The sequence below is a fragment of the Streptococcus australis genome (assembly GCF_040226615.1).
Taxonomy (GTDB): Bacteria; Bacillota; Bacilli; order Lactobacillales; family Streptococcaceae; genus Streptococcus; species Streptococcus australis_E.
In genome coordinates, this window is sequence record NZ_JBCOAT010000003.1 from 14,506 (window position 1) to 34,713 (window position 20,208).

Annotated in this window: 19 protein-coding genes; 12 read left to right on the forward strand and 7 right to left on the reverse strand. The window is 43.5% G+C overall.

The window, feature by feature from the left end; genetic code table 11:
- Positions 1-126 precede the first annotated feature (126 nt).
- From ABT997_RS03910 to ABT997_RS03930, 5 genes are all read left to right on the forward strand, one after another.
- The gene (locus ABT997_RS03910; protein ID WP_350018795.1) at positions 127-1,062 is read left to right on the forward strand and encodes a dihydroorotate oxidase; all 936 of its coding nucleotides are present in this window, start codon (positions 127-129) and stop codon (positions 1,060-1,062) included.
- A gap of 124 nt (positions 1,063-1,186) precedes the next feature.
- Positions 1,187-1,543 (forward strand): helicase BlpT, encoded by a 357-nt coding sequence (locus ABT997_RS03915; protein WP_350018796.1) that lies wholly within the window; start codon positions 1,187-1,189, stop codon positions 1,541-1,543.
- A 281-nt stretch (positions 1,544-1,824) separates the two neighbouring features.
- Entirely contained in the window at positions 1,825-2,760 is a 936-nt protein-coding gene (msrB, locus tag ABT997_RS03920; RefSeq protein WP_350018797.1) for a peptide-methionine (R)-S-oxide reductase MsrB, read from the forward strand.
- A gap of 237 nt (positions 2,761-2,997) precedes the next feature.
- The gene (locus ABT997_RS03925; protein ID WP_350018880.1) at positions 2,998-4,275 is read left to right on the forward strand and encodes a CapA family protein; all 1,278 of its coding nucleotides are present in this window, start codon (positions 2,998-3,000) and stop codon (positions 4,273-4,275) included.
- An 18-nt stretch (positions 4,276-4,293) separates the two neighbouring features.
- The gene (locus tag ABT997_RS03930; protein ID WP_350018798.1) at positions 4,294-5,976 is read left to right on the forward strand and encodes a MutS-related protein; all 1,683 of its coding nucleotides are present in this window, start codon (positions 4,294-4,296) and stop codon (positions 5,974-5,976) included.
- Between the two features lie 92 nt (positions 5,977-6,068).
- Here ABT997_RS03930 and ABT997_RS03935 read toward each other — a convergent pair whose 3' ends face one another.
- A complete protein-coding gene (locus ABT997_RS03935; RefSeq protein WP_156676425.1) occupies positions 6,069-6,944 on the reverse strand; it encodes a helix-turn-helix domain-containing protein in 876 nt (291 codons plus the stop codon).
- A gap of 246 nt (positions 6,945-7,190) precedes the next feature.
- On the opposite strand from ABT997_RS03935, the gene ABT997_RS03940 reads away from it, so the two are divergent.
- The 5 genes from ABT997_RS03940 (at position 7,191) to ABT997_RS03960 (ending at position 13,068) form a co-directional block, all read left to right on the forward strand.
- Positions 7,191-8,024: an HAD family hydrolase gene (locus tag ABT997_RS03940; RefSeq protein WP_156676424.1), complete on the forward strand. Its 834-nt coding sequence runs from the start codon at positions 7,191-7,193 to the stop codon at positions 8,022-8,024.
- Between the two features lie 52 nt (positions 8,025-8,076).
- Entirely contained in the window at positions 8,077-8,709 is a 633-nt protein-coding gene (locus ABT997_RS03945; protein WP_156676423.1) for an SGNH/GDSL hydrolase family protein, read from the forward strand.
- A gap of 334 nt (positions 8,710-9,043) precedes the next feature.
- Positions 9,044-10,819: a pyruvate oxidase gene (gene spxB, locus ABT997_RS03950; RefSeq protein ID WP_048688661.1), complete on the forward strand. Its 1,776-nt coding sequence runs from the start codon at positions 9,044-9,046 to the stop codon at positions 10,817-10,819.
- A 253-nt stretch (positions 10,820-11,072) separates the two neighbouring features.
- Positions 11,073-11,420: a VOC family protein gene (locus tag ABT997_RS03955; RefSeq protein WP_350018799.1), complete on the forward strand. Its 348-nt coding sequence runs from the start codon at positions 11,073-11,075 to the stop codon at positions 11,418-11,420.
- 208 nt (positions 11,421-11,628) lie between these two features.
- Positions 11,629-13,068, forward strand: a complete 1,440-nt coding sequence (locus ABT997_RS03960; RefSeq protein ID WP_350018800.1) for a 6-phospho-beta-glucosidase — start codon at positions 11,629-11,631, stop codon at positions 13,066-13,068.
- A gap of 125 nt (positions 13,069-13,193) precedes the next feature.
- Here ABT997_RS03960 and ABT997_RS03965 read toward each other — a convergent pair whose 3' ends face one another.
- Positions 13,194-13,727: a hypothetical protein gene (locus tag ABT997_RS03965; RefSeq protein ID WP_350018801.1), complete on the reverse strand. Its 534-nt coding sequence runs from the start codon at positions 13,725-13,727 to the stop codon at positions 13,194-13,196.
- Between the two features lie 202 nt (positions 13,728-13,929).
- Between ABT997_RS03965 and ABT997_RS03970 the strand changes: the two genes are divergently transcribed.
- On the forward strand, positions 13,930-14,619 hold the full coding sequence (locus ABT997_RS03970; RefSeq protein ID WP_350018802.1) for a response regulator transcription factor: 690 nt from the start codon (positions 13,930-13,932) through the stop codon (positions 14,617-14,619).
- Positions 14,619-15,506, forward strand: a complete 888-nt coding sequence (locus tag ABT997_RS03975) for a sensor histidine kinase (RefSeq protein ID WP_350018803.1) — start codon at positions 14,619-14,621, stop codon at positions 15,504-15,506. The genes ABT997_RS03970 and ABT997_RS03975 overlap by 1 nt, the downstream gene beginning before the upstream one ends.
- 20 nt (positions 15,507-15,526) lie before the next feature.
- Here ABT997_RS03975 and ABT997_RS03980 read toward each other — a convergent pair whose 3' ends face one another.
- The 5 genes from ABT997_RS03980 to pabB form a co-directional block, all read right to left on the reverse strand.
- A complete protein-coding gene (locus ABT997_RS03980; protein ID WP_350018804.1) occupies positions 15,527-16,279 on the reverse strand; it encodes an ABC transporter permease in 753 nt (250 codons plus the stop codon).
- Between the two features lie 54 nt (positions 16,280-16,333).
- Complete coding sequence (locus ABT997_RS03985; RefSeq protein WP_123160591.1) at positions 16,334-17,242, reverse strand: ABC transporter ATP-binding protein; 909 nt, start codon at positions 17,240-17,242, stop codon at positions 16,334-16,336.
- Positions 17,243-17,254: 12 nt separating this feature from the next.
- Positions 17,255-17,440, reverse strand: a complete 186-nt coding sequence (locus tag ABT997_RS03990) for a hypothetical protein (RefSeq protein WP_350018805.1) — start codon at positions 17,438-17,440, stop codon at positions 17,255-17,257.
- Positions 17,441-17,815: 375 nt separating this feature from the next.
- Positions 17,816-18,466, reverse strand: a complete 651-nt coding sequence (locus ABT997_RS03995; protein ID WP_350018806.1) for an alpha/beta fold hydrolase — start codon at positions 18,464-18,466, stop codon at positions 17,816-17,818.
- A complete protein-coding gene (gene pabB / locus ABT997_RS04000; protein ID WP_350018807.1) occupies positions 18,463-20,193 on the reverse strand; it encodes an aminodeoxychorismate synthase component I in 1,731 nt (576 codons plus the stop codon). The genes ABT997_RS03995 and pabB overlap by 4 nt, the downstream gene beginning before the upstream one ends.
- Positions 20,194-20,208: the final 15 nt, after the last annotated feature.

Here is a 20,208-nt window from a genome sequence, read left to right on the forward strand (position 1 = left end):
AAATGGATAACATTTATGGTAATTTTTTCTATTTCCGGACGATCCTTGTTCTTTTTTAGTTTTCTAGCCATGAATCCTTCTTTTCGTGCTATAATGGCTGTAAGAATTCATTTCAAGGAGAAGAAGATGGTATCGACAAAGACGCAAATTGCTGGTTTTGAATTTGACAACTGCCTGATGAATGCGGCAGGTGTGGCCTGTATGACCACTGAGGAATTAGAAGAAGTGAAGAATTCGGCTGCTGGGACCTTTGTGACCAAAACAGCTACCTTGGAGTTCCGTTCTGGAAATCCAGAGCCACGCTACCAAGATGTCCCACTGGGCTCAATCAATTCGATGGGGCTACCTAACCAAGGCTTGGATTATTATTTAGATTACCTCCTTGAGTTACAAACTTCTGATCCGAATCGGACTTTCTTTTTGTCTCTAGTCGGAATGTCCCCGGAGGAAACCCATACCATCTTGAAAAAGGTAGAAGACAGTGATTTTAAAGGTTTGACTGAATTGAACCTTTCCTGCCCCAATGTCCCAGGAAAACCTCAGATCGCTTATGATTTTGAGACGACGGATCGGATCTTGTCAGAGGTCTTTGCCTACTTTACCAAACCTCTTGGGATCAAGTTGCCACCTTATTTTGATATCGTTCATTTTGATCAAGCAGCAACGATCTTTAACAAATACCCGCTCAAGTTTGTCAATTGCGTCAACTCAATCGGAAATGGCCTTTACATCGAGGATGAATCCGTTGTGATCCGTCCGAAGAACGGCTTTGGTGGGATTGGTGGAGAATACATCAAACCAACTGCTCTGGCTAATGTCCATGCTTTTTACCAACGGTTGAATCCAGAAATTCAGATTGTGGGGACAGGAGGCGTCTTGACTGGTCGTGATGCCTTTGAACATATCCTTTGTGGCGCGAGTATGGTACAAATCGGAACCACGCTTCATAAAGAAGGAGTGGGGGCTTTTGAACGCATCACTGCGGAACTCAAAGCCATCATGGAAGAAAAAGGCTACCAAAGCCTGGAAGATTTCCGTGGGAAACTGCACTACATTGACTAATTTTTTGAAAAGAACTTCCTCGAGTGGAAACTTGGGGAAGTTTTTTATGGTTTCTTATCCAGAGACAACATTCTGTTCCTAGTTTTAGAGATTTTCCATTTTTATAGAGAGAAAAAGGTGTACAATGGAGGTGAAAAGGAAGGTGATTTCGATGGGAGAAAGGGATGTGATTCAAGAGGCAAGAACGATGGTCAGCCTTCTTCAAACAGCCTTTTCTAAAGGATGCACCCCCAGTCCAGATGCCCTTCGATTTAAAGAAAATCTAGATCAGATGTTGAAAGTTTTATTGAAGGCTAGGCAGGTAGACAACCGCCTGTTGATCGAGTTGGAAAAGTTTTATCAGACCGCCAGTCTATTGATTGGTCTGGGCGGGTTGCGTTTAAATGAAGAAACCTTTCAAGCTTGGCGAGCTTATGATCACTGGCATTACGAGGTTGTGAAGCCTCGCTTACAGGTCTACGGACCGACGGTGGTTTTGTAGTTGATGCTAGCTTTGTGTTTATCCACAGATATTCAAAGGAGGTGTGGGACATGTCTCTCATGCATGATTTTTTCCATCAGTTTTTAGTGTCTCTACGAAATCTTGGTTATTCGCTCTTTTTCTTATTTGAAAAATAAGTGGGAGTGCCTTTATCCCTTTTACTAGTATAGTAGAAGGGATTTTTGATGCAGAATCCTTGAAAATCTGAGGCTCTTGGATTATGATGGAGCTAATAGATGTTAAGCGTTCCTCTTAGGGAATGCAGGAAGCGAGGAAAAAAGATGGCAGAGATTTATCTAGCAGGTGGCTGTTTTTGGGGCTTAGAGGAGTATTTCTCTCGGATCCCCGGTGTAGAAAAGACGACGGTGGGCTATGCCAATGGCCAGGTAGAAACGACCAATTACCAATTGATTAAGGAAACGGATCATGCAGAGACTGTACAAGTCATCTACGATCCAGATAAGATTTCCTTACGAGCGATTCTGCTCTACTATTTCCGGGTGATCGATCCCTTGTCCATGAACAAGCAGGGAAATGATCGAGGTCGCCAGTACCGGACCGGTGTCTATTACCTGGACGATGCGGACCGTGAGGTGATCGCCCAAGTGTTTGCGGAAGAAGAGAAGCAACTTGGTAGCAAAATAGCGGTTGAACTAGAACCCTTGCGCCACTATATTTTGGCGGAGGACTACCATCAAGACTACCTCAAGAAGAATCCTGGGGGCTATTGCCATATCGATGTGACGGATGCTGACCAACCCTTGATTGATCCGGCAACCTATCCCAAGCCCAGTCAAGAGGAATTAAAGGCACGATTGACAGAGGAGCAGTACCAAGTCACTCAAGAGAGTGCGACAGAGCGACCTTTCCACAATGCCTATGACCAGACCTTTGAAGAGGGAATCTATGTGGACGTTACGACTGGAGAGCCTCTTTTCTTTGCCAAGGATAAGTTTGCGTCTGGCTGTGGATGGCCGAGTTTCTCTCGCCCTATTGCCAAAGATGTCGTTCATTATTACCAGGATCATAGCCACGGGATGGAGCGGATTGAAGTTCGTTCCCGCTCAGGCAATGCCCATCTCGGCCATGTCTTTACCGATGGGCCAAGAGAGCAAGGTGGCCTTCGCTACTGTATCAATTCGGCCTCTCTGCGCTTTATTCCTAAAGAGGAGATGGAGGTAGAGGGATACGGGGATCTACTCAAGCAGATGCACTAAAAGTATGATGGAGAGGGGGGCTGTAAGCCCTCTTTTTAGTCCCTCCATTTATCTATACATGGAAGTTTAGGTCAGTCTGTTTTCTTTTATCAAAATTGTGTTACAATGAAAAAAGGCTTGACAGATGACGTAGGGGCCTTTGGCAAGAGCAAGAGAAATGGATAGGAAGAGAAGAAGATGAAGAATTGGAAGGATCTCCTAAAGAGATGGAGTGAGCTCGGGAAAGATATCCTCAGGATGCTCAATGAATGGCTTGATATTGGATTGGGAAAGGTGACAGTTGTTCGTCTAACCAACGAACAGTTTGTCTATGGTTTGCTGATTACAGTATTTGCGTCCGCGAATCTGGTCTTATGGGTTCAAAAATGGAATGGTTTCCCCATTACAGCACTAGAGATGCCGGAAGTTGTTGAAAAGCAAGAAGAAATTCATCCGGATCAGTTGCCACATACGGCTCGGATCATGGCAAATGGAGACCAACTCTACCATGACTTGGTTTATATGAGTGCCGTCAAGGAAGATGGAAGCTATGATTTTTCTGAGAATTATCACTATGCTCAGGAATGGTTGAAGCAAGGGGATCTGGTCTTGGGGGATTTTGAAGGAACCATTAATTCGGATTATGGACTTTCGGGATATCCAATTTTCAATGCCCCTGGTGCGGTCGTTGCTTCGATTAAGGATGCAGGCTATCAGGTGATGGACCTGGGACATAACCATATCCTCGATACTGGCTTGGAAGGGCTGTTTTCGACTGCGAAAGCCTTTGAAGACGCAGGGATCCAAACGGTTGGTGTCTATCCGCATGAGACGCGAGATCAAGCCCCTATCCTGATCAAGGAAGTAAATGGAATCAAGATTGCAATTTTGGCTTATTCCTACGGCTTTAATGGGATGGAAGCTTATTTAGATCAAGGAGATTATGACAATCGTTTGTCGGACCTCAACGAGGAACGTATGCGCAAGGAAATCCAAAAGGCTGAGATGGAAGCGGACATTACCATTGTCATGCCTCAGATGGGGATTGAATATGATTTAGAGCCATCAGAGGAACAAAAGGAACTATACCATAAGATGATTTCTTGGGGAGCTGATGTTGTCTTGGGTGGCCATCCTCACGTCGTCCAACCAGCCGAGATTGTGGATAAGGATGGGCAACAGAAATTGATCATTTATTCGATGGGGAATTTCCTTTCGAATCAGCGACTGGAAACCATGGAAGGGATAGAAAATGCTCAATGGACCGAACGGGGTGTCCTGATGGATATAACCATTGAGAAGGTAGGGCGCAAGACCCGTATCAAAACAGCAATAGCCCATCCTACTTGGGTTAACCGGACGCCAAAGGACAATTATTCTCCTGAAGGCTATGAACTCTATCATTTCCAGACCTATATCTTGGAGGACTGGATTGAAGGAGGCAAGTATCGGGATCAATTGGATGATGAAACAAAGGCGCGTGTCGATACAGCCTACCAGGAAGTGAAAGAACGTGTGAATTTGAATTGGGAATAGGAAGGAGCGGATGAAGGAATGGATAAACTTGGATGGTTACCAATCGGATTTGTTGGACTGATCATCGTTATGGTTCTAACAAACTGTATAGCAACGATTTTTCTGAGAAAAAAATTAGCCAAGGCTTGGGAGGGCGAACGGTTTTTTATAAAAAAAGATAGTGAAGAAAGTTTAGCAGAAACCATGCTCTTGGCGTCAACACTCCAACCAACAGATAGTCAAGTAGACGGCCAAACTTGGCATGATTTGGATCTGTATAGAGTATTTGATCAGTTGAACCATACACAGTCTAGTATAGGGGCTGAGGCCTTGTATCAGAAGATGCGTTTGCTAAATTTTCAAAAAGATGCATCTTTGCAGGAGTTAGAAGATTTCTTTGAACATCACCCGGATCTCCGTCTGAAGGTTCAGGTTGTTATGAACCAGTTAGGAAAAAAGAACCACAATATGGCTAGAAGTATTGTGGCGAATCCAGGGAAGCAAGATTCGAGGATCTATCTTTCTCTCTATATTTTTTTAGCGTGTTTGCCAGTCCTCTCTCTTTTCTTTCTTCCGTTTTTTCAAATTCAAGCCATGTCAGTCTTGATAGCGAGTGTGACGTTTAATATTGTTTTTTCGAGCATTCGGAATTGGTCGAATAAAATGCGCTTGGATCAAGTTAGTTACCTGGTTCGCATCTTTGCTTCAGCGGAAAAGTTGAGTCGTTTAGCGCTTCCGAAACAAGAAGCACTCAAACAAGCTGTCCAACCATTTAAGAAGACGAAAGTCATTTCCAGCATCTTACAAACTCCAACAGGAAGCTCCGAGATGGAAATTATCCTGATTTACCTTAATTTTCTTTTCTTAATTCCGCAGATTGCCCAGATCTATATCTATCAGCAAGTGAGGGCTCATCAGAAAGAAGCGCAGGAAACAATCAATCTTTTGGGGGAATTGGAAGTAGCTATTAGCCTTCTACGCCATAAGCGTGATGGTAAATTGGTCTGTCATCCCTATTTTAAACAAGATGGAGGGATCAAGGGTAAGGGGATCTACCATCCTTTGCTAGCGGATCCGGTTGCTAATGACGTTAGTTTTGAAAAAAATATGGTGATCAGTGGAGATAATGCCTCAGGGAAATCCACTTATTTGAAAATGGTAGCCATTAACTGTATTTTAGCGCAGGGCTTGGGCTTCGCCTATGGCGAAAGTTTGGAGCTTTCTTATGGACATGTTATGACCTCTATGGATGTTAGCGATGATATTGAGGTTGGAGATAGCTATTTTATTACAGAGAGCAAAACGATTCTCCGAATGATTGAGAGTCTGGAAAAGTCTGGCTTTCATTATTTCTTTATTGATGAACTCTTTAAGGGTACCAATACCATTGAGCGAATTGGATCTGGCTTGGGGATTGTCCGCTGGCTATCTAGACATGATTGCTTGTATATGATTTCGAGTCATGATATTGAGCTAGTCGCGGCGTCTGGTGCAGTAAATGATAACTATCATTTTGATAGTCGTTATGTTGACGGGGAAATCGTCTTTGATTATCAGATAAAGCAGGGGGCTGCAGTAACGAAGAATGCGGTCAATACATTGAAAAGCCTCCATTTCCCTTCAGAAATCACTCAAACTTCCCAAGAATTAATTGGACAATATGAAAAGACAGGGAAATGGTCTTTAAATAGAATGTTGAGTGATAAAGAGGAAGGTCGCTAGGCTTTATCAGACCTTCTGTTGTAAAAAATAAAAAGCACATAAAACGCAAACTTCATTTGTGTTTCATGTGCTTTTATTATTTGATCTATTGGTTAAAGACAGGCTTTTCGGTATTGGCTTGGAGTAACCTGATAGTATTTTTTGAACTGGCGATTAAAGTTTGAGAGGTTGTTGAAGCCAGATTGGCTGGCGATATCAATAATTGCCAGATCGGAATGCTGGAGGAGATGGGCAGCTTTTTTCAGCCGATATTGGATGATATACTCCATACAAGAGAGCCCTAATTGTTTCTTAAAGAAATTCATAAAGTGGGTCGGGCTAAAATGACACAACTCTGCTAAATGTTCAATCATGAGCTCCTCTTGGTAATGGTTCGAAATATGGTCGAGGACCAAACGAATTTTTTCTTCTCTCCGATAAGCATCTGTTGAAAACTTCTTCTCGACAATATAGTGGTGAGAAAAGAGGAGATAGAGGAGTTCATTGAGCTGGGATTTGAGTCGGAGTTCATAGAAGGGGCCTTGTTCTCTTCCGTTTGCCATACAGGTCAAGAGGCTCTGTTTAATTTTTTCGTAACCGGGTGATTGGGCTTGAATGCGTCGAACAAATTCAAAATCACCATTGTAGAGGGGTTGTAAATATTTTAGAGTGGCAATGTTTTTATGGGTAATCCCAATCAGGTCTAGATTAAAATGGAGGATATCCATGGTATGGGAAGAACTCTGGATGGGATGAATGGAGTGAAGGGCATTGGGCCGGATCAAAATAATATCACCGGGCTGGCTATTAAAATATTCATAATCGATATGGAATTGGGCAGTCCCTTCGTTGACATAAATAATCTCAATATCAGTGTGCCAATGAAATAAAATATCCGGTTGGCCATTTTGAGTGCTAATCTGTTTGATTGAAAAAGGGAAATCGCTATTTGTAAAGGATGTTTGGCGGTATAAGGTCTTTGTGTTCATGCCTACCTCTTAAATCTTTTTCGGGAGTAGCAAACGCTTCAACTAGGTGAGAGAGGGTCTGCTAGTTACTTCATACAGGGAAAATCTACTATCTATATTATAATAAAATTGGACTAAAAATTAAAGAGGATTCAATGGAATTTCTGAAATTTTAAGGAAGGTGAAAAGGGAGCGCTTGTGGGAAAGAAGGCCCAAAATGACTAGGAAATGGTGTATAATAGGGAAAAGGTAGAAAGAGGTGGCGGTATGTTACAAATGATTGCGACAGACATGGACGGTACTCTGATGGACGAGCAAGGAGAGGTTGACCGTGAGCGTTTGAGCCGCATCTTGGATCAGCTAGACCAAAGAGGGATTCCCTTTGTCATTGCGACAGGGAATGGCTATAGCCGTATGGCTCATGTATTGGGAGAGCTGAAAGATCGCGTCACCTTGGTTCTGGCTAATGGTGCACAGATATTAGAGAAGGGAAAACTCATCCGAGAGTGTAGCTGGCCTGAAGAGCTAGTGCAGGAGGTCTTACATTATCTAGAAGGTCGAGAAGAAGAACTCCATCTGGTCGTCAGTAGCCTATCTGGGGGCTATGCCAAGAAAGGAACAGAGTTTCCTCTTTTAGAGCAATTGATGACGCCTGAGCTAGCTGCAGCTTTTTACAAACGGATGCGGTTTGTGGATGATCTGACCAAAGAGCATGGTGAGCAGGTTCTGAAGCTAAGTGTCGTCACTGACACCGAAAAAGTAGAAGCCTTTGTGCAAGAGTTGCGAGAAGAGTTTGGGGAGCGCCTGCTTCCAGCAGCTAGTGGCTATGGAGCTATTGATATTCTGCAACCGGAAGTCAATAAGGCCACAGCCATTCAATTCTTGGAAGAACGCTGGGGCGTAGATGGAGGTCGCCTAATGGCATTTGGCGATAGTCAAAACGATGTGGAAATGCTTGAGTTAGCGACCTATTCCTATGCAATGGAAAATGCCGATGCCCATGCTCGGAAAGTTGCCCGCTATATAGCGCCCTCTCACAAGAAAAAGGGGGTCTACGAAATCATCGAAGCTTATTTGGACGGAAGACTAAGTTTTGATTAGGCGAGTATCCTATCTTGCACAGTTTCTACCATACGAATCGAAAGGAGTCTTTATGGCTGTACAATTATTGGAGACCTGGCTGTTGAAAGAACAGGCAAAAATACAACAGAACTACCGAGAGCTAAATCGAAATCCTTTGAAAGAACCCGATATACTTTTTATAGGAGACTCTATCGTCGAATACTATCCCCTTCAAGAGTTGTTTTTGACAGAACAGTATCTAGTGAACCGGGGGATTAGAGGCTACAAGACAGACCTCTTAAGAGAGCATCTAGATGCCCATGTTTTTGGTCAAGCAGTGGATAAGATTTTCCTACTAATCGGAACCAATGACATTGGCAAGGAAATGCCTCTGTCAGAAACCATCGATAACATGTCCATAATCCTACAGGAGATGGTACGACTCTTGCCCTTGGCGCAAATCAAACTTGTTTCGGTTCTCCCTGTGAATGAGGGAGAAACCTACAAGGGGACAGTCTATATCCGGACCAATCAAAAGATTCAGGCCTTGAATCAGGCTTATCGTGAACTGGCTCAAGGGATGATAAATGTTGAATTTATCAATGTTTTTGACTATTTGCTTGGAGAGGATGGTCAGCTCAAACCAGCTTATACAACAGATGGTCTTCATTTAACAATTGAAGGATACAGGATCTTGAGCAAGGCTCTTCAAAACGAAATATAACCCATCCTAGCAAGGAAAATGATTTTCCAGCTAGGATTTTTTTATGCTTTATATAAAACAGTTCGGGAAAACACTCTATTTTGTACCAATTTTATAACAAGCAAAAACCTTTTCATTATGCGGCTTCTGACTTCTGTTATAAAATAGTTCACGGAAACAGAACAGATTTTTGCTTTGTGTTATGTAATAGTTCCAGGTGTTTAGTGAGCATATTCTTATACAAGGACAATAAAACGTGATAAATTGATATAGTAAAGTTATTTGAAACGTTTTCACTCTTTGTCGAATTCAGTTCAAAGACTGACAATTATTTTATTGAAGGAGAGTTATCATTATGACTCAAGGGAAAATTACTGCATCTGCAGCAATGCTCAACGTATTGAAAACATGGGGCGTAGATACTATCTACGGTATCCCATCAGGAACACTTAGCTCATTAATGGACGCTTTGGCTGAAGACAAAGATATCCGTTTCTTGCAAGTTCGCCACGAAGAAACAGGTGCTCTTGCAGCGGTTATGCAAGCTAAATTTGGCGGATCTATCGGTGTTGCAGTTGGTTCAGGTGGACCTGGTGCGACTCACTTGATCAACGGTGTTTACGATGCAGCGATGGATAACACTCCATTCCTTGCTATCCTTGGATCACGTCCAGTTAACGAATTGAACATGGATGCCTTCCAAGAATTGAACCAAAACCCAATGTACAACGGTATCGCTGTTTACAACAAACGTGTAGCTTACGCAGAACAATTGCCAAAAGTCATCGACGAAGCTTGCCGTGCTGCCGTTTCTAAAAAAGGTCCAGCTGTCGTTGAAATTCCAGTAAACTTTGGTTTCCAAGAAATCGACGAAAACTCATACTACGGTTCAGGTTCTTACGAGCGTTCATTCATCGCTCCTGCTTTGAACGAAGTTGAAATCGACAAAGCTGTTGAAATTTTGAACAACGCTGAACGTCCAGTGATCTACGCTGGTTACGGTGGTGTTAAAGCTGGTGAAGTGATTACTGAATTGTCACGTAAAATCAAAGCACCAATCATCACAACTGGTAAAAACTTCGAAGCTTTCGAATGGAACTACGAAGGTTTGACAGGTTCTGCTTATCGTGTTGGTTGGAAACCAGCCAACGAAGTGGTCTTTGAAGCAGACACAGTTCTTTTCCTTGGTTCAAACTTCCCATTTGCTGAAGTTTACGAAGCATTCAAGAACACTGAAAAATTCATCCAAGTGGATATTGACCCTTACAAACTTGGCAAACGTCACGCCCTTGACGCTTCAATCCTTGGTGACGCAGGTCAAGCAGCTAAAGCTATCCTCGACAAAGTGAACCCAGTTGAATCTACTCCATGGTGGCGTGCAAACGTGAAGAACAACCAAAACTGGCGTGATTACATGAATAAACTCGAAGGTAAAACTGAGGGTGAATTGCAATTGTATCAAGTTTACAATGCAATCAACAAACATGCTGATCAAGACGCTATCTACTCAATCGACGTAGGTGACACTACTCAAACATCTACTCGTCACCTTCACATGACACCTAAGAACATGTGGCGTACATCTCCACTCTTTGCGACAATGGGTATTGCCCTTCCTGGTGGTATCGCTGCTAAGAAAGACAATCCAGATCGCCAAGTATGGAACATCATGGGTGACGGTGCATTCAACATGTGCTACCCAGACGTGATCACAAACGTTCAATACGACCTTCCAGTTATCAACGTTGTCTTCTCAAATGGTAAATATGCCTTCATCAAGGACAAATACGAAGACACAAACAAACACTTGTTTGGTTGTGACTTCCCTAATGCTGACTATGCGAAAATCGCTGAAGCTCAAGGAGCTATTGGATTTACAGTTGACCGTATCGAAGACATCGACGCAGTCGTTGCTGAAGCTGTTAAATTGAACAAAGAAGGTAAAACTGTTGTTATCGATGCTCACATCACTCCACATCGTCCACTCCCAGTAGAAGTACTTGAGTTGGATCCAAAACAACACTCAGAAGAAGCGATCAAAGCATTTAAGGAAAAATACGAAGCTGAAGAGCTTGTACCATTCCGTCTCTTCTTGGAAGAAGAAGGATTGCAATCACGCGCAATTAAATAATTCCTCTCGTGGAAAATCAAAGATAAATTTGTAGACTTCTTTATTAGGTTACTGCCGACGATTTCATCATTGAAACCTTAATTTTCAATGATGGAATCTAGTGCGGAGCCTAGAAAAAGTCCCAAAGGATTTTTCGTAGTTTGATGAGCAAAGATTTGCCATCAAACTTGGTTCCGCCTTGTTTATTCTTTAATTTTCTTAGAGAGAAACGTAAAAGATCGGAGCAATCCGGTCTTTTTCTAGAGGACAGTAAATGAATTTAAATCAATTAGATATTATCGTGTCAAATGTTCCCCAAGTCTGTGATGAATTCGAGCATATCTTGGATAAAAAGGCAGACTATCTTGATGATGGTTTTGCTCAGTTCACGATTGGCAGTCACTGTCTCATGTTCTCGCAAAATCATTTGATACCTCTGGAAAATTTTCAGACAGGAATCATCCTACACATTGAAGTTGAAGATTTGGAACAGAATCAAAAGCGTTTGAAAGAATTAGGGATTGAGATTTTACATGGGCCAGTTGTGACCGATTGGGGAACAGAATCCCTGTTAGTTGAAGGCCCTGCTGGTCTAGTCATTGATTTTTATCGTATGAAATAGGATGCTTCGTCATTTGAAGTTAACCATAATGATTCTTAAAACAGAATATGAGAATATGAACTATTAAAAGATCGGAGCCATCCGGTCTTTTTGTGTTACGCGTGAACAGCAGCAATCATAGAATAGTATCAGTTTTTCCTAGGATGTTGTAAGACTTTCGGGTTAAAGAGGGATATAATAGACCTATCAAATCAAGTGAGGTAGAGAGATGACAGACAAACTTCAATTTCCAGATGGTTTCCTTTGGGGTGGAGCGACGGCTGCTAACCAGTGTGAGGGAGCTTATAATGAAGATGGCCGTGGTTTGGCCAATGTGGATGTGGTACCAATTGGGCCTGATCGTCATGCGATTATTACGGGTCAGAAAAAGATGTTCGATTTTGAAGAGGGCTATTTTTACCCAGCTAAAGATGGCATTGATATGTACCATCGCTATAAGGAAGACATTGCCCTCTTTGGGGAAATGGGCTTTAAAACCTATCGCTTGTCCATTGCCTGGTCTCGGATCTTCCCAAAAGGGGATGAACTGGAGCCGAATGAAGCGGGTCTACAGTTCTATGAAGACCTCTTTAAGGAGTGCCACAAGTATGGCATTGAGCCCTTGGTGACCATTACCCACTTTGACTGCCCCATGCATTTGATTACAGAGTATGGAGGGTGGCGTAGCCGCAAGATGTTGGAATACTACGAACGCCTCTGCCGAACGCTCTTCACTCGTTACAAAGGCTTGGTCAACTACTGGCTGACCTTTAATGAGATCAATATGATCCTTCACGCCCCCTTTATGGGAGCGGGGCTCTGCTTTGAAGAAGGGGAGAATGAGGAGCAAGTCAAATACCAGACGGCTCACCATGAATTGGTCGCTTCAGCCATTGCCACTAAGATAGCCCATGAGATTGATCCGAACAACAAGGTGGGCTGTATGTTGGCAGCAGGACCAAACTATCCTCATACCTGTGCTCCGCGAGATGTCTGGGCTGGTCTAGAAGAAGACCGCAAGAACTATTTCTTCATCGATGTGCAGGCGCGTGGGGAATACCCAAACTATGCTAAGAAAGAGTGGGAGCGTCAGGGAATCACGGTTGATATGACTGAGCAGGACCTTCAATTATTGAAAGAGCATACGGTGGACTTTATTTCCTTCTCCTACTATGCTAGTCGCGTCGCTTCAGGGGATCCAGCTGAAAGGGAGAAAACAGCGGGCAATATCTTTGCCTCTCTGAAGAACCCCTACCTAGAAAGCTCGGAATGGGGTTGGCAAATTGATCCTCTTGGTCTCCGCATTACCCTCAATACCATCTGGGATCGTTATCAAAAGCCGATGTTTATCGTGGAAAATGGTCTTGGTGCAGTAGATACTCCAGATGAAAATGGCTATGTAGCTGATGATTACCGGATTAACTACCTGGCTGCCCATGTCAAGGCCATGCGAGATGCCATTAACGAAGATGGTGTTGTCCTCTGGGGCTATACGACTTGGGGCTGTATTGACCTGGTCTCTGCCGGGACTGGAGAAATGAAGAAGCGCTACGGCTTCATCTATGTGGATAGGGACAACGAAGGCAAGGGAACCTTAGCCCGTTCGCGCAAGAAATCCTTCTATTGGTACAAAGAAGTCATTGCGACCAATGGAGCTTCTGTTAAATAAAAGTCTCCTCTAGAGCTAAACCATCTTCTGGATGCCTCTCTGACAGTAACTAAAAAGCTTAGAATCCCACTCACAAGCTGGGGTCCTAAGCTTTTTGTATATTGTTTAGCCAAGTCCTTATGGATTTACTGGTCGTAATCTAAGACATTGTTCTCGATGACAAACTTAGATTCAGCGGAAATGTTGGCTTCTCCTAGTTGCAACTGCGAACTTCCGTCTGGCTTCATGATGTGCCACTGGCCGTCCTTATGGGCAAAAATAGCCTGAAATGTGACGTTATCACTCTTGTCTCGAATAGGTAGAACAAATGCTTGATCTGTATTCTCTAAGAGAATCTCTTCTTTTTTTTCAAAGTTATAGATATAAAATTGCCCAGTTCTTTGTCCCAAACCATGAAGTTCGTCGACCTTTTGCCAATTTTCAAAATTTTTCTGAACTAGGGATTCATTAAAAATCTTGTTGAAGGTTTCGTTCCGTTTCTTCGTTTCTTCCTCGTCTAGTGTTTTCTGAAACTCTGCAACCTTTTTAGTCGTTTGAATGGTTTGTCTGTTTTGCTCCCTGATTTGCTGGCGGTGGATGACTCGCATCATTCTTGCAGCAACGCCCAGGATGATGAGGATGGATACAAGGCTGATTTTAGTTTTGGCATTTTTTTTCATAGATGATTCTCCCTATTCTGTCATTGGTCCCATTATACCTTTTGAAAGAAAGGATAGTCAAGTTCATCTTGTGATGACCTAACATGCAGATTTGCAGGGTACGATAGGATTTTATCAGATTTTCATTGACGAAGGGGTTTTTATTTGATAGGCTAGAGGAATAGAAATGATTTGAAGTTCAAAGGAAAAAGGAGTGAGGCAAGTGGCACGGGTTTTATTAATCGAGGATAATAATGATATCCAAGAAATTTTATACAGTCTCTTAAGTGAAGACTATGAGGTCCTTCAGGCTTTTTCAGGTACAGAAGGACTGCGGCTCTTCCAGCAAGAAGCCATTGATTTGATCCTTCTCGATATCATGCTTCCTGGGAAAAATGGCGATCAGGTCCTAGAGGAGATCCGTTTGCGGAGTCAAGTGCCGGTCATCATGATGACCGCTCTTGGAGACAAACACCTCATTAGCCAGTATCTCCTTGCAGGTGCCAATGATTATATCGTCAAGCCCTTTAATCTGGACGAAGTGGCAGCTCGGGTAACGGTGCAGCTGAGAAATAACAACACTTCGGCACAGGAACCTCCATCATCGAAAAAGCTGACTTTTAAAAATCTGGTCCTGAACCCAGAAACCTTTGAATTGGAGTCTGGGGAACAGACGCTTCGCTTAGGCAAAAAAGAATTTCAAATTTTTGAGACCTTACTGGCGCATCCAAAGAAGATTTTTACCAAAGAAGAGTTGTATGAAGAGGTCTGGGAAGAAGTTTATCTGCCTGGAGACAATACGCTCAATGCCCAGTTGAGCAACCTCCGAAAGAAAATTGCTCAGCTCGATCCTAATGAGGACTATATTGAAACCGTCTGGGGCTTGGGAGTTCGCTTGAAAGGAGACCAGTAATGTGGGGATTGGTTCTAGTTCTAGTCGTCCTTGTCCTTCTCATTGGACTGGGTTACCTTCGCCTACTCTCTGCTCTCAAAGATTTGCAAGAGCAAATTCAAAAGAAACTCCAAAATGGGAGTGGGGTCCGGTTGACCTCTCATGTCTCAAAAAAAGAATTGGTCGCCTTGACCAAGCAGGTCAGTGATCTTTTTGACCAGATCGAGCGGACCAATCGGATTGCCTTTCAAGAGAAGAAAACCTTGGATATGGCCATCAGTAATATTGCTCACGATATTCGGACACCTTTGACCATTGCTTCGGGCTATACCCAACAAATTATCAAAGGAGGGACGCAAGAAGAGGAAAAACTGAAGAAAATTGCTTCCAATCTTCAAGTCGTCTCAAAACGCTTGGAATCTCTCTTGGAGTACAGACGCTTGATGGAGGGAGCCATCCAGCCTCGGCTTTCAGACGTTAATCTCAGCCAAGTGCTAACCCAGCAGTTATTCCAGTATTATGATAGTTTGTCTGAGGCGGGGATTGCCTTAGAGGTAGAGTTAGAAGAACATCTCCATTATGCTACCGATCCTGAGCTTTGGGAGCGACTCTTACAAAACATGCTCAGCAATGTCCTCAAGCATGGAAAGGAGCAGGCACGTTTGACCCTGATGTCGGACACGGACACGATTCGGGTCGAGCTGCGCAATATTGTGCAACAACCGATCCAACACTTAGACCAATTGGCTAGCCGCTTCTACTCAGAAAATCTATCGGATACAGAAGAGTCTTCTGGCTTGGGTCTCTACATTATTCAAAATTTTGTAGAGATCTTAGGGGGCGACTTGCAACTGGCAACGGAGGCAGACTGGTTTATCTTGACCATTACACTAAGAAAAAAGGATTGAGCACCGCTCAAGCCTTTTTGTTATAAATCTTTGTGTTTAAAGGTAGCTAGTCCTAGGAAGCCGAAAACAAGGATGAAGCCAAGGGCGATCGAGAGGGTGTTGTTTGTTGCTATCGTACTTTGGACCATGGAATATTGGAATTCCAAGTTTAGATAGTGGAGAATATCAATATCTTTAAAGAAGAGCGCAGGAAGGCTTAAGAAGATATTTCCAATGAAGTAGCCAACGAAGGCCAAGGTGATGGATTGGCTGGCATAAAGGAGGAAGGAAATAATGCTGACCCAAGCAAGGGTGGAGAGGAACTGAATCAGCACGGTTAGTCCAAAATGAGCAAGGAAGTGCTCAGGCATGGTCCCGATTCCATTGTAGAAGGTCGCGAGCAAGAAGACAAGACCATAAGAAACAAGGAATTGGAAGAGAGCAATGGTCAGGACAACTGCACTTTTGGCAAAGTAGTAGCTGGTGCGCGAAACGCCGTAGGCCAGACTGTTCTTGTATAAGTTTTGAGTTAAGTCTGTTCCCAGGACCAAGGTTATGACAATAATGGTAAAGAGGATGGTCACACTGATGCTGGCGGAATAGTTGGTCAAGGCTTTAAAGCCCGTCCAAACTTCTGTTGCTTGGGGTAATTTGGATTCCGTATTGACGCCGACGTGACCGGTAGCACCAAAAATGACTCCAGATAGGATGTTGAGAACGAGAATGGCTTCTGTAATCCAAAAACCTTTGGAGCGAAAAAGTCTATAAAAATCTGCTTGAATGGTATGCAACATGATAAATCTCCTAAATGAAATGTGTGGGATAAGTAATACAAGACGGTGGGTTGACTAGTCTACCAAGTCCGTAAAGAATTTCTCTAGATCTTGACGGGCATAGTAGATTTCGTCCACGTCAATATCCGCTTGAACGAGGGCTTTGACGATGACTTTAATATCGTGAGTCTGGCCAAAGATATGGATTTCTCCATCCTTATCGATGACCTTGATGCGATGATGGAGCTGATCTTGGATCAATTGACTCGCAAGGGCTAGTTGATTGGTTTTGAGGATGATATAGTCTTCGCCTTGCTCCTCGAATTCGGCCTTGCTAATTTCTTTGATCAGGCGTCCTTGGTCGACAATGCCAAAACGATTGGCAACCAGATAGAGTTCAGAGAGGATGTGACTGGAAATGAGGATAGTCATGCCGAGTTCGTCGTTGAGACGCTTGATCATCTGACGGAATTCCTTGATTCCAACAGGATCGAGACCATTGATGGGTTCATCCAAAATGAGGAAGTCAGGCTTGGCAATGAGCGCGATGGCAATTCCCAACCGTTGTTTCATTCCCAGTGAAAAATCACGGAATTTCTTCTTACCAGTATTATTCAGGCCGACATAATTCAGGGTTTCTTTGATGACCTGGTCGGGGTTTGGGATATGGCGTGCCTTGCAATAGTAGACTAGATTTTGATAGGCAGTCATATGCTTGTGGGCTACAGGGCTCTCAATGACGGATCCGACACGTTTCAGGGCTTGCGTCCACTGGGAGCGATTTGAAGAAGCAAAGAGGGAGACGCTTCCGTCCGTTTCTTGAATCAGCTGGGTGATGACCTTGATGAGGGTGGTTTTCCCAGCTCCGTTCTTACCGATGAGGCCGTAGACATCACCTTTGCGAATAGTCAGATTCACATCATTTAAGGCGTATTGTTGACCGAATTTTTTGCTCAAATGTTTAATTTCTAATACTTTTTCCATGGCTTCTTCTCCTTAGTACAGCTTATTTTCTAACAAATCGAAAACGATTCCGTAGGCTTCATGCTCGTAGCTATGCTCTATTAAATTTGTTTGACTATCGTTGAATGTGACCTCAAAGTTTAAATCGTTATGTACGAGGCTCCAGACGCTAAGAGCAATGATAGAGGCGATGGCGACAATCATTAGTTTCTTTTTCATAAGTGAACTCCTTCTTGGTTATTTTCTTTACACTCTTAGTATACAGCTTGCTTTTCAAATAACTATCAAGTAATTCTAAAATTTTTCTAAAAAAAAAACGACTAACCTTTTAAAAGTTAGTCGTTACTTGTAGTTTAAGTTTTCTAGAGGCTTTCCTTAGGTGAGTACGGACGTCAACGAACTTCGAAGAAGTTCCATGACTTAGTTTTGAACCTAAAGTTTCAAAACTCCCGAGTCCTTGAGATATCACTATTTCAAGGACTTTTCTCACGGTGGAAAGCCTCAAGGTATTCATGAGTAACTTTAGAAAATGAACATTTCTTTAAATTTCTTGATTTTTTAAGTTATGTAACATGAAAAAATACTTTTTCTACATTAAGAGGAACTGTTTTTTAAGCTAGCCTCTTCATTTTTAAATTCACCAACAAACTCCTTGATGGCTTGCGCGAGTTCATTGGGTTTCTGACTATTAAGTAGATGGCCTCCATCTGCGATTTCTTGATAGTGACCTTTGGGCAGAAGATTTGCCAACTTTTTCGAAGAAGCCTGATTGGCCCCATCTTTGCTGCCACAAATCACTAAGCTAGGGAGAGGACAAGTTTTTGCAGTATCGGTTAGATTGAGGGTTTTTAATTCGGTAAATATTTGCAACATGTGCTGTTTATTGGCACCCTGCTTTTCAAAGACATGCTTGGGAATCAGACGAAAAAGGAGAATTTGGAGCCGATAGAGGAGATTGGTGTTGAGTTTGTATTGAGTCCCTGAAAGTACCAAGCCCTTGAGTTGTGGCAAGTCTCGGCTGGAGAGATCGAGAGCGAGAACACCTCCCAGTGAGAGTCCAACCAGAATAAAGGGTTCGCTTTCTTGCTGGAGGTACTCCGTCAATCTTTCTGTGGCCTCTTGGTAGCTTTCGCTTGGATGGGAGAAAATAGCGAAAGATTCAGATTGCAAGGGGGAAAGTGCATCTTGGACCCCTTGCCAAGAGTGAGCATCCTGGCCTAGGCCATGTAAAAAAATAAGTTTCATTCTGAGTCCTTTATTTGGAAATCTAATGGATAGAGCCCACGAAGGGCATTGCAGGCATAGACTTGGTCAGCGACTTCTAAATCCTTCAGCGTTAACAGTTTTTCCTCTACTTGTCCAGTTTCTAAGAGATGGCGGCGGTAAATCCCGTCGAGTAGAGGGAGGTGAGCTGGAGGAGTATAGCGCTTGCCGTCAATCTCAAGGATGAGATTTCCGATGGTCGTCTCTAGCAAGGTCCCGTCTTCTAAATAGTAGATCTGCTCCTGTTCTGACTGGCTGAGATGGTCTCTCTGACTCGTTTTGAAATAAGTAAATGGCGTCGCTAAATCAAGCTTCTGCTCGGTCAGTTGGGCCTGTAGATAGCTAGCTGGCAAGTCCTTCAGCTCGGTGATCGTCAGCTGGAAGCTTCCGTTTTTCTGCAAGGCAATGCGACAACGGTAGTCAAGGCTAGAATCCAAATGAGTGAGCTCTTCTTGAAGGTCATTCAGGAGTTTTGGCTCATTAAAAGGATAGGCAAAGTAGCGGCTGGCCTCTCTCAAACGGGTCAGGTGTTGCTCTAGGAAAGTCAGCTCTCCTTGATGGATGCGACCAGTCGTCAAAAGCTCAAATCGAGGCTCTTGTCGATAGAGAACAGCTGATTTTTGTTTGGTTTCCTGGTATTCGCCTTCCCATTTACTATCCCAAGTGATGCCACCACCAACGCCATAGATAGCTTTGGTGCCCTGCATTTGAAGGGTCCGGATGGTCACATTAAAAATCCGTTTCCCTCTTGGAAGAAGGATCCCAATCGTGCCACAGTAGACTCCACGAGGAGCAATCTCTGTATTTTGGATGATTTCCATAGTAGAAATCTTCGGTGCGCCTGTGATCGATCCACAAGGGAAGAGGGCTTTGAAGGTTTGGACCAGATCGACTTCGGGTCGCAAGCGGCTTTCAATGGTCGACGTCATCTGCCAAACGGTGGAGTATTGCTCGACTTGGCAGAGGCGGGTCACCTGCTCACTTCCAATTTCCGAAATCCGATTCATGTCATTGCGCAGGAGATCCACAATCATCATGTTTTCCGCCCGATTTTTGGGATCTGCTTCTAGCCAAGCGGCTTCCTTGAGGTCGGCTTGGTTGGTGAGACCGCGACGAGTCGTTCCCTTCATGGGGCGCGTGGTCAATAGACGATCTTCTTGTTCAAAAAAGAGCTCAGGACTAATGGAGAGGATGGCGACATCATCGTGCTGGATGAAGGCATTGTAATGGGCCTTCTGCTCCACCACTAGTCGGTTGTAGATGGCCAAAGGATCAGCCTTTAGTTCTTGAGAAAGCTGGACGGTGTAGTTGACTTGGTAGGTGTCTCCCTGGCGGATGTGGTGATGGATGGTCTTGATCGCTTCTTGGTAGGTAGGAGCCTCGACCTCTTCCTGCCAATTGGCTGGAAGGTCCACAGCCTCGTAGTTTTCTGGGAAAGGAAGGTTTTCGACTTCCTCATGAATGGTGAAATAGAGGAGGTACTCTCCCATGAGAGGTGCTGGGTGGACGGCTGATTTTTTCTCAAAAGCAGGAGCGGCTTCATAGCTGACATAGCCAACGGCATAAAAACCAGCCTCCTGATAGGCTTCTACCTCTCTTAGAAGAGTCTCTACCTGGTCGAGGTCTCTGGTTTTTAATTCCTTTATGGGCTTGGTGAAAAGGTGACGCAATCCAAGCTCTTTAAAATCAATAATCGTTTGTTTGTGCATGCTTTGAGTATATCA

Bases quoted from the DNA above. Each gene is read 5' to 3' on its own strand.
- ABT997_RS03910 (WP_350018795.1), top strand. From the start codon at position 127: ATGGTATCGACAAAGACGCAAATTGCTGGTTTTGAATTTGACAACTGC.
- ABT997_RS03915 (WP_350018796.1), top strand. From the start codon at position 1,187: ATGGAGGTGAAAAGGAAGGTGATTTCGATGGGAGAAAGGGATGTGATT.
- msrB (WP_350018797.1), top strand. From the start codon at position 1,825: ATGGCAGAGATTTATCTAGCAGGTGGCTGTTTTTGGGGCTTAGAGGAG.
- ABT997_RS03925 (WP_350018880.1), top strand. From the start codon at position 2,998: ATGCTCAATGAATGGCTTGATATTGGATTGGGAAAGGTGACAGTTGTT.
- ABT997_RS03930 (WP_350018798.1), top strand. From the start codon at position 4,294: ATGGATAAACTTGGATGGTTACCAATCGGATTTGTTGGACTGATCATC.
- ABT997_RS03935 (WP_156676425.1), bottom strand. From the start codon at position 6,944: ATGAACACAAAGACCTTATACCGCCAAACATCCTTTACAAATAGCGAT.
- ABT997_RS03940 (WP_156676424.1), top strand. From the start codon at position 7,191: ATGTTACAAATGATTGCGACAGACATGGACGGTACTCTGATGGACGAG.
- ABT997_RS03945 (WP_156676423.1), top strand. From the start codon at position 8,077: ATGGCTGTACAATTATTGGAGACCTGGCTGTTGAAAGAACAGGCAAAA.
- spxB (WP_048688661.1), top strand. From the start codon at position 9,044: ATGACTCAAGGGAAAATTACTGCATCTGCAGCAATGCTCAACGTATTG.
- ABT997_RS03955 (WP_350018799.1), top strand. From the start codon at position 11,073: ATGAATTTAAATCAATTAGATATTATCGTGTCAAATGTTCCCCAAGTC.
- ABT997_RS03960 (WP_350018800.1), top strand. From the start codon at position 11,629: ATGACAGACAAACTTCAATTTCCAGATGGTTTCCTTTGGGGTGGAGCG.
- ABT997_RS03965 (WP_350018801.1), bottom strand. From the start codon at position 13,727: ATGAAAAAAAATGCCAAAACTAAAATCAGCCTTGTATCCATCCTCATC.
- ABT997_RS03975 (WP_350018803.1), top strand. From the start codon at position 14,619: ATGTGGGGATTGGTTCTAGTTCTAGTCGTCCTTGTCCTTCTCATTGGA.
- ABT997_RS03980 (WP_350018804.1), bottom strand. From the start codon at position 16,279: ATGTTGCATACCATTCAAGCAGATTTTTATAGACTTTTTCGCTCCAAA.
- ABT997_RS03985 (WP_123160591.1), bottom strand. From the start codon at position 17,242: ATGGAAAAAGTATTAGAAATTAAACATTTGAGCAAAAAATTCGGTCAA.
- ABT997_RS03990 (WP_350018805.1), bottom strand. From the start codon at position 17,440: ATGAAAAAGAAACTAATGATTGTCGCCATCGCCTCTATCATTGCTCTT.
- ABT997_RS03995 (WP_350018806.1), bottom strand. From the start codon at position 18,466: ATGAAACTTATTTTTTTACATGGCCTAGGCCAGGATGCTCACTCTTGG.
- pabB (WP_350018807.1), bottom strand. From the start codon at position 20,193: ATGCACAAACAAACGATTATTGATTTTAAAGAGCTTGGATTGCGTCAC.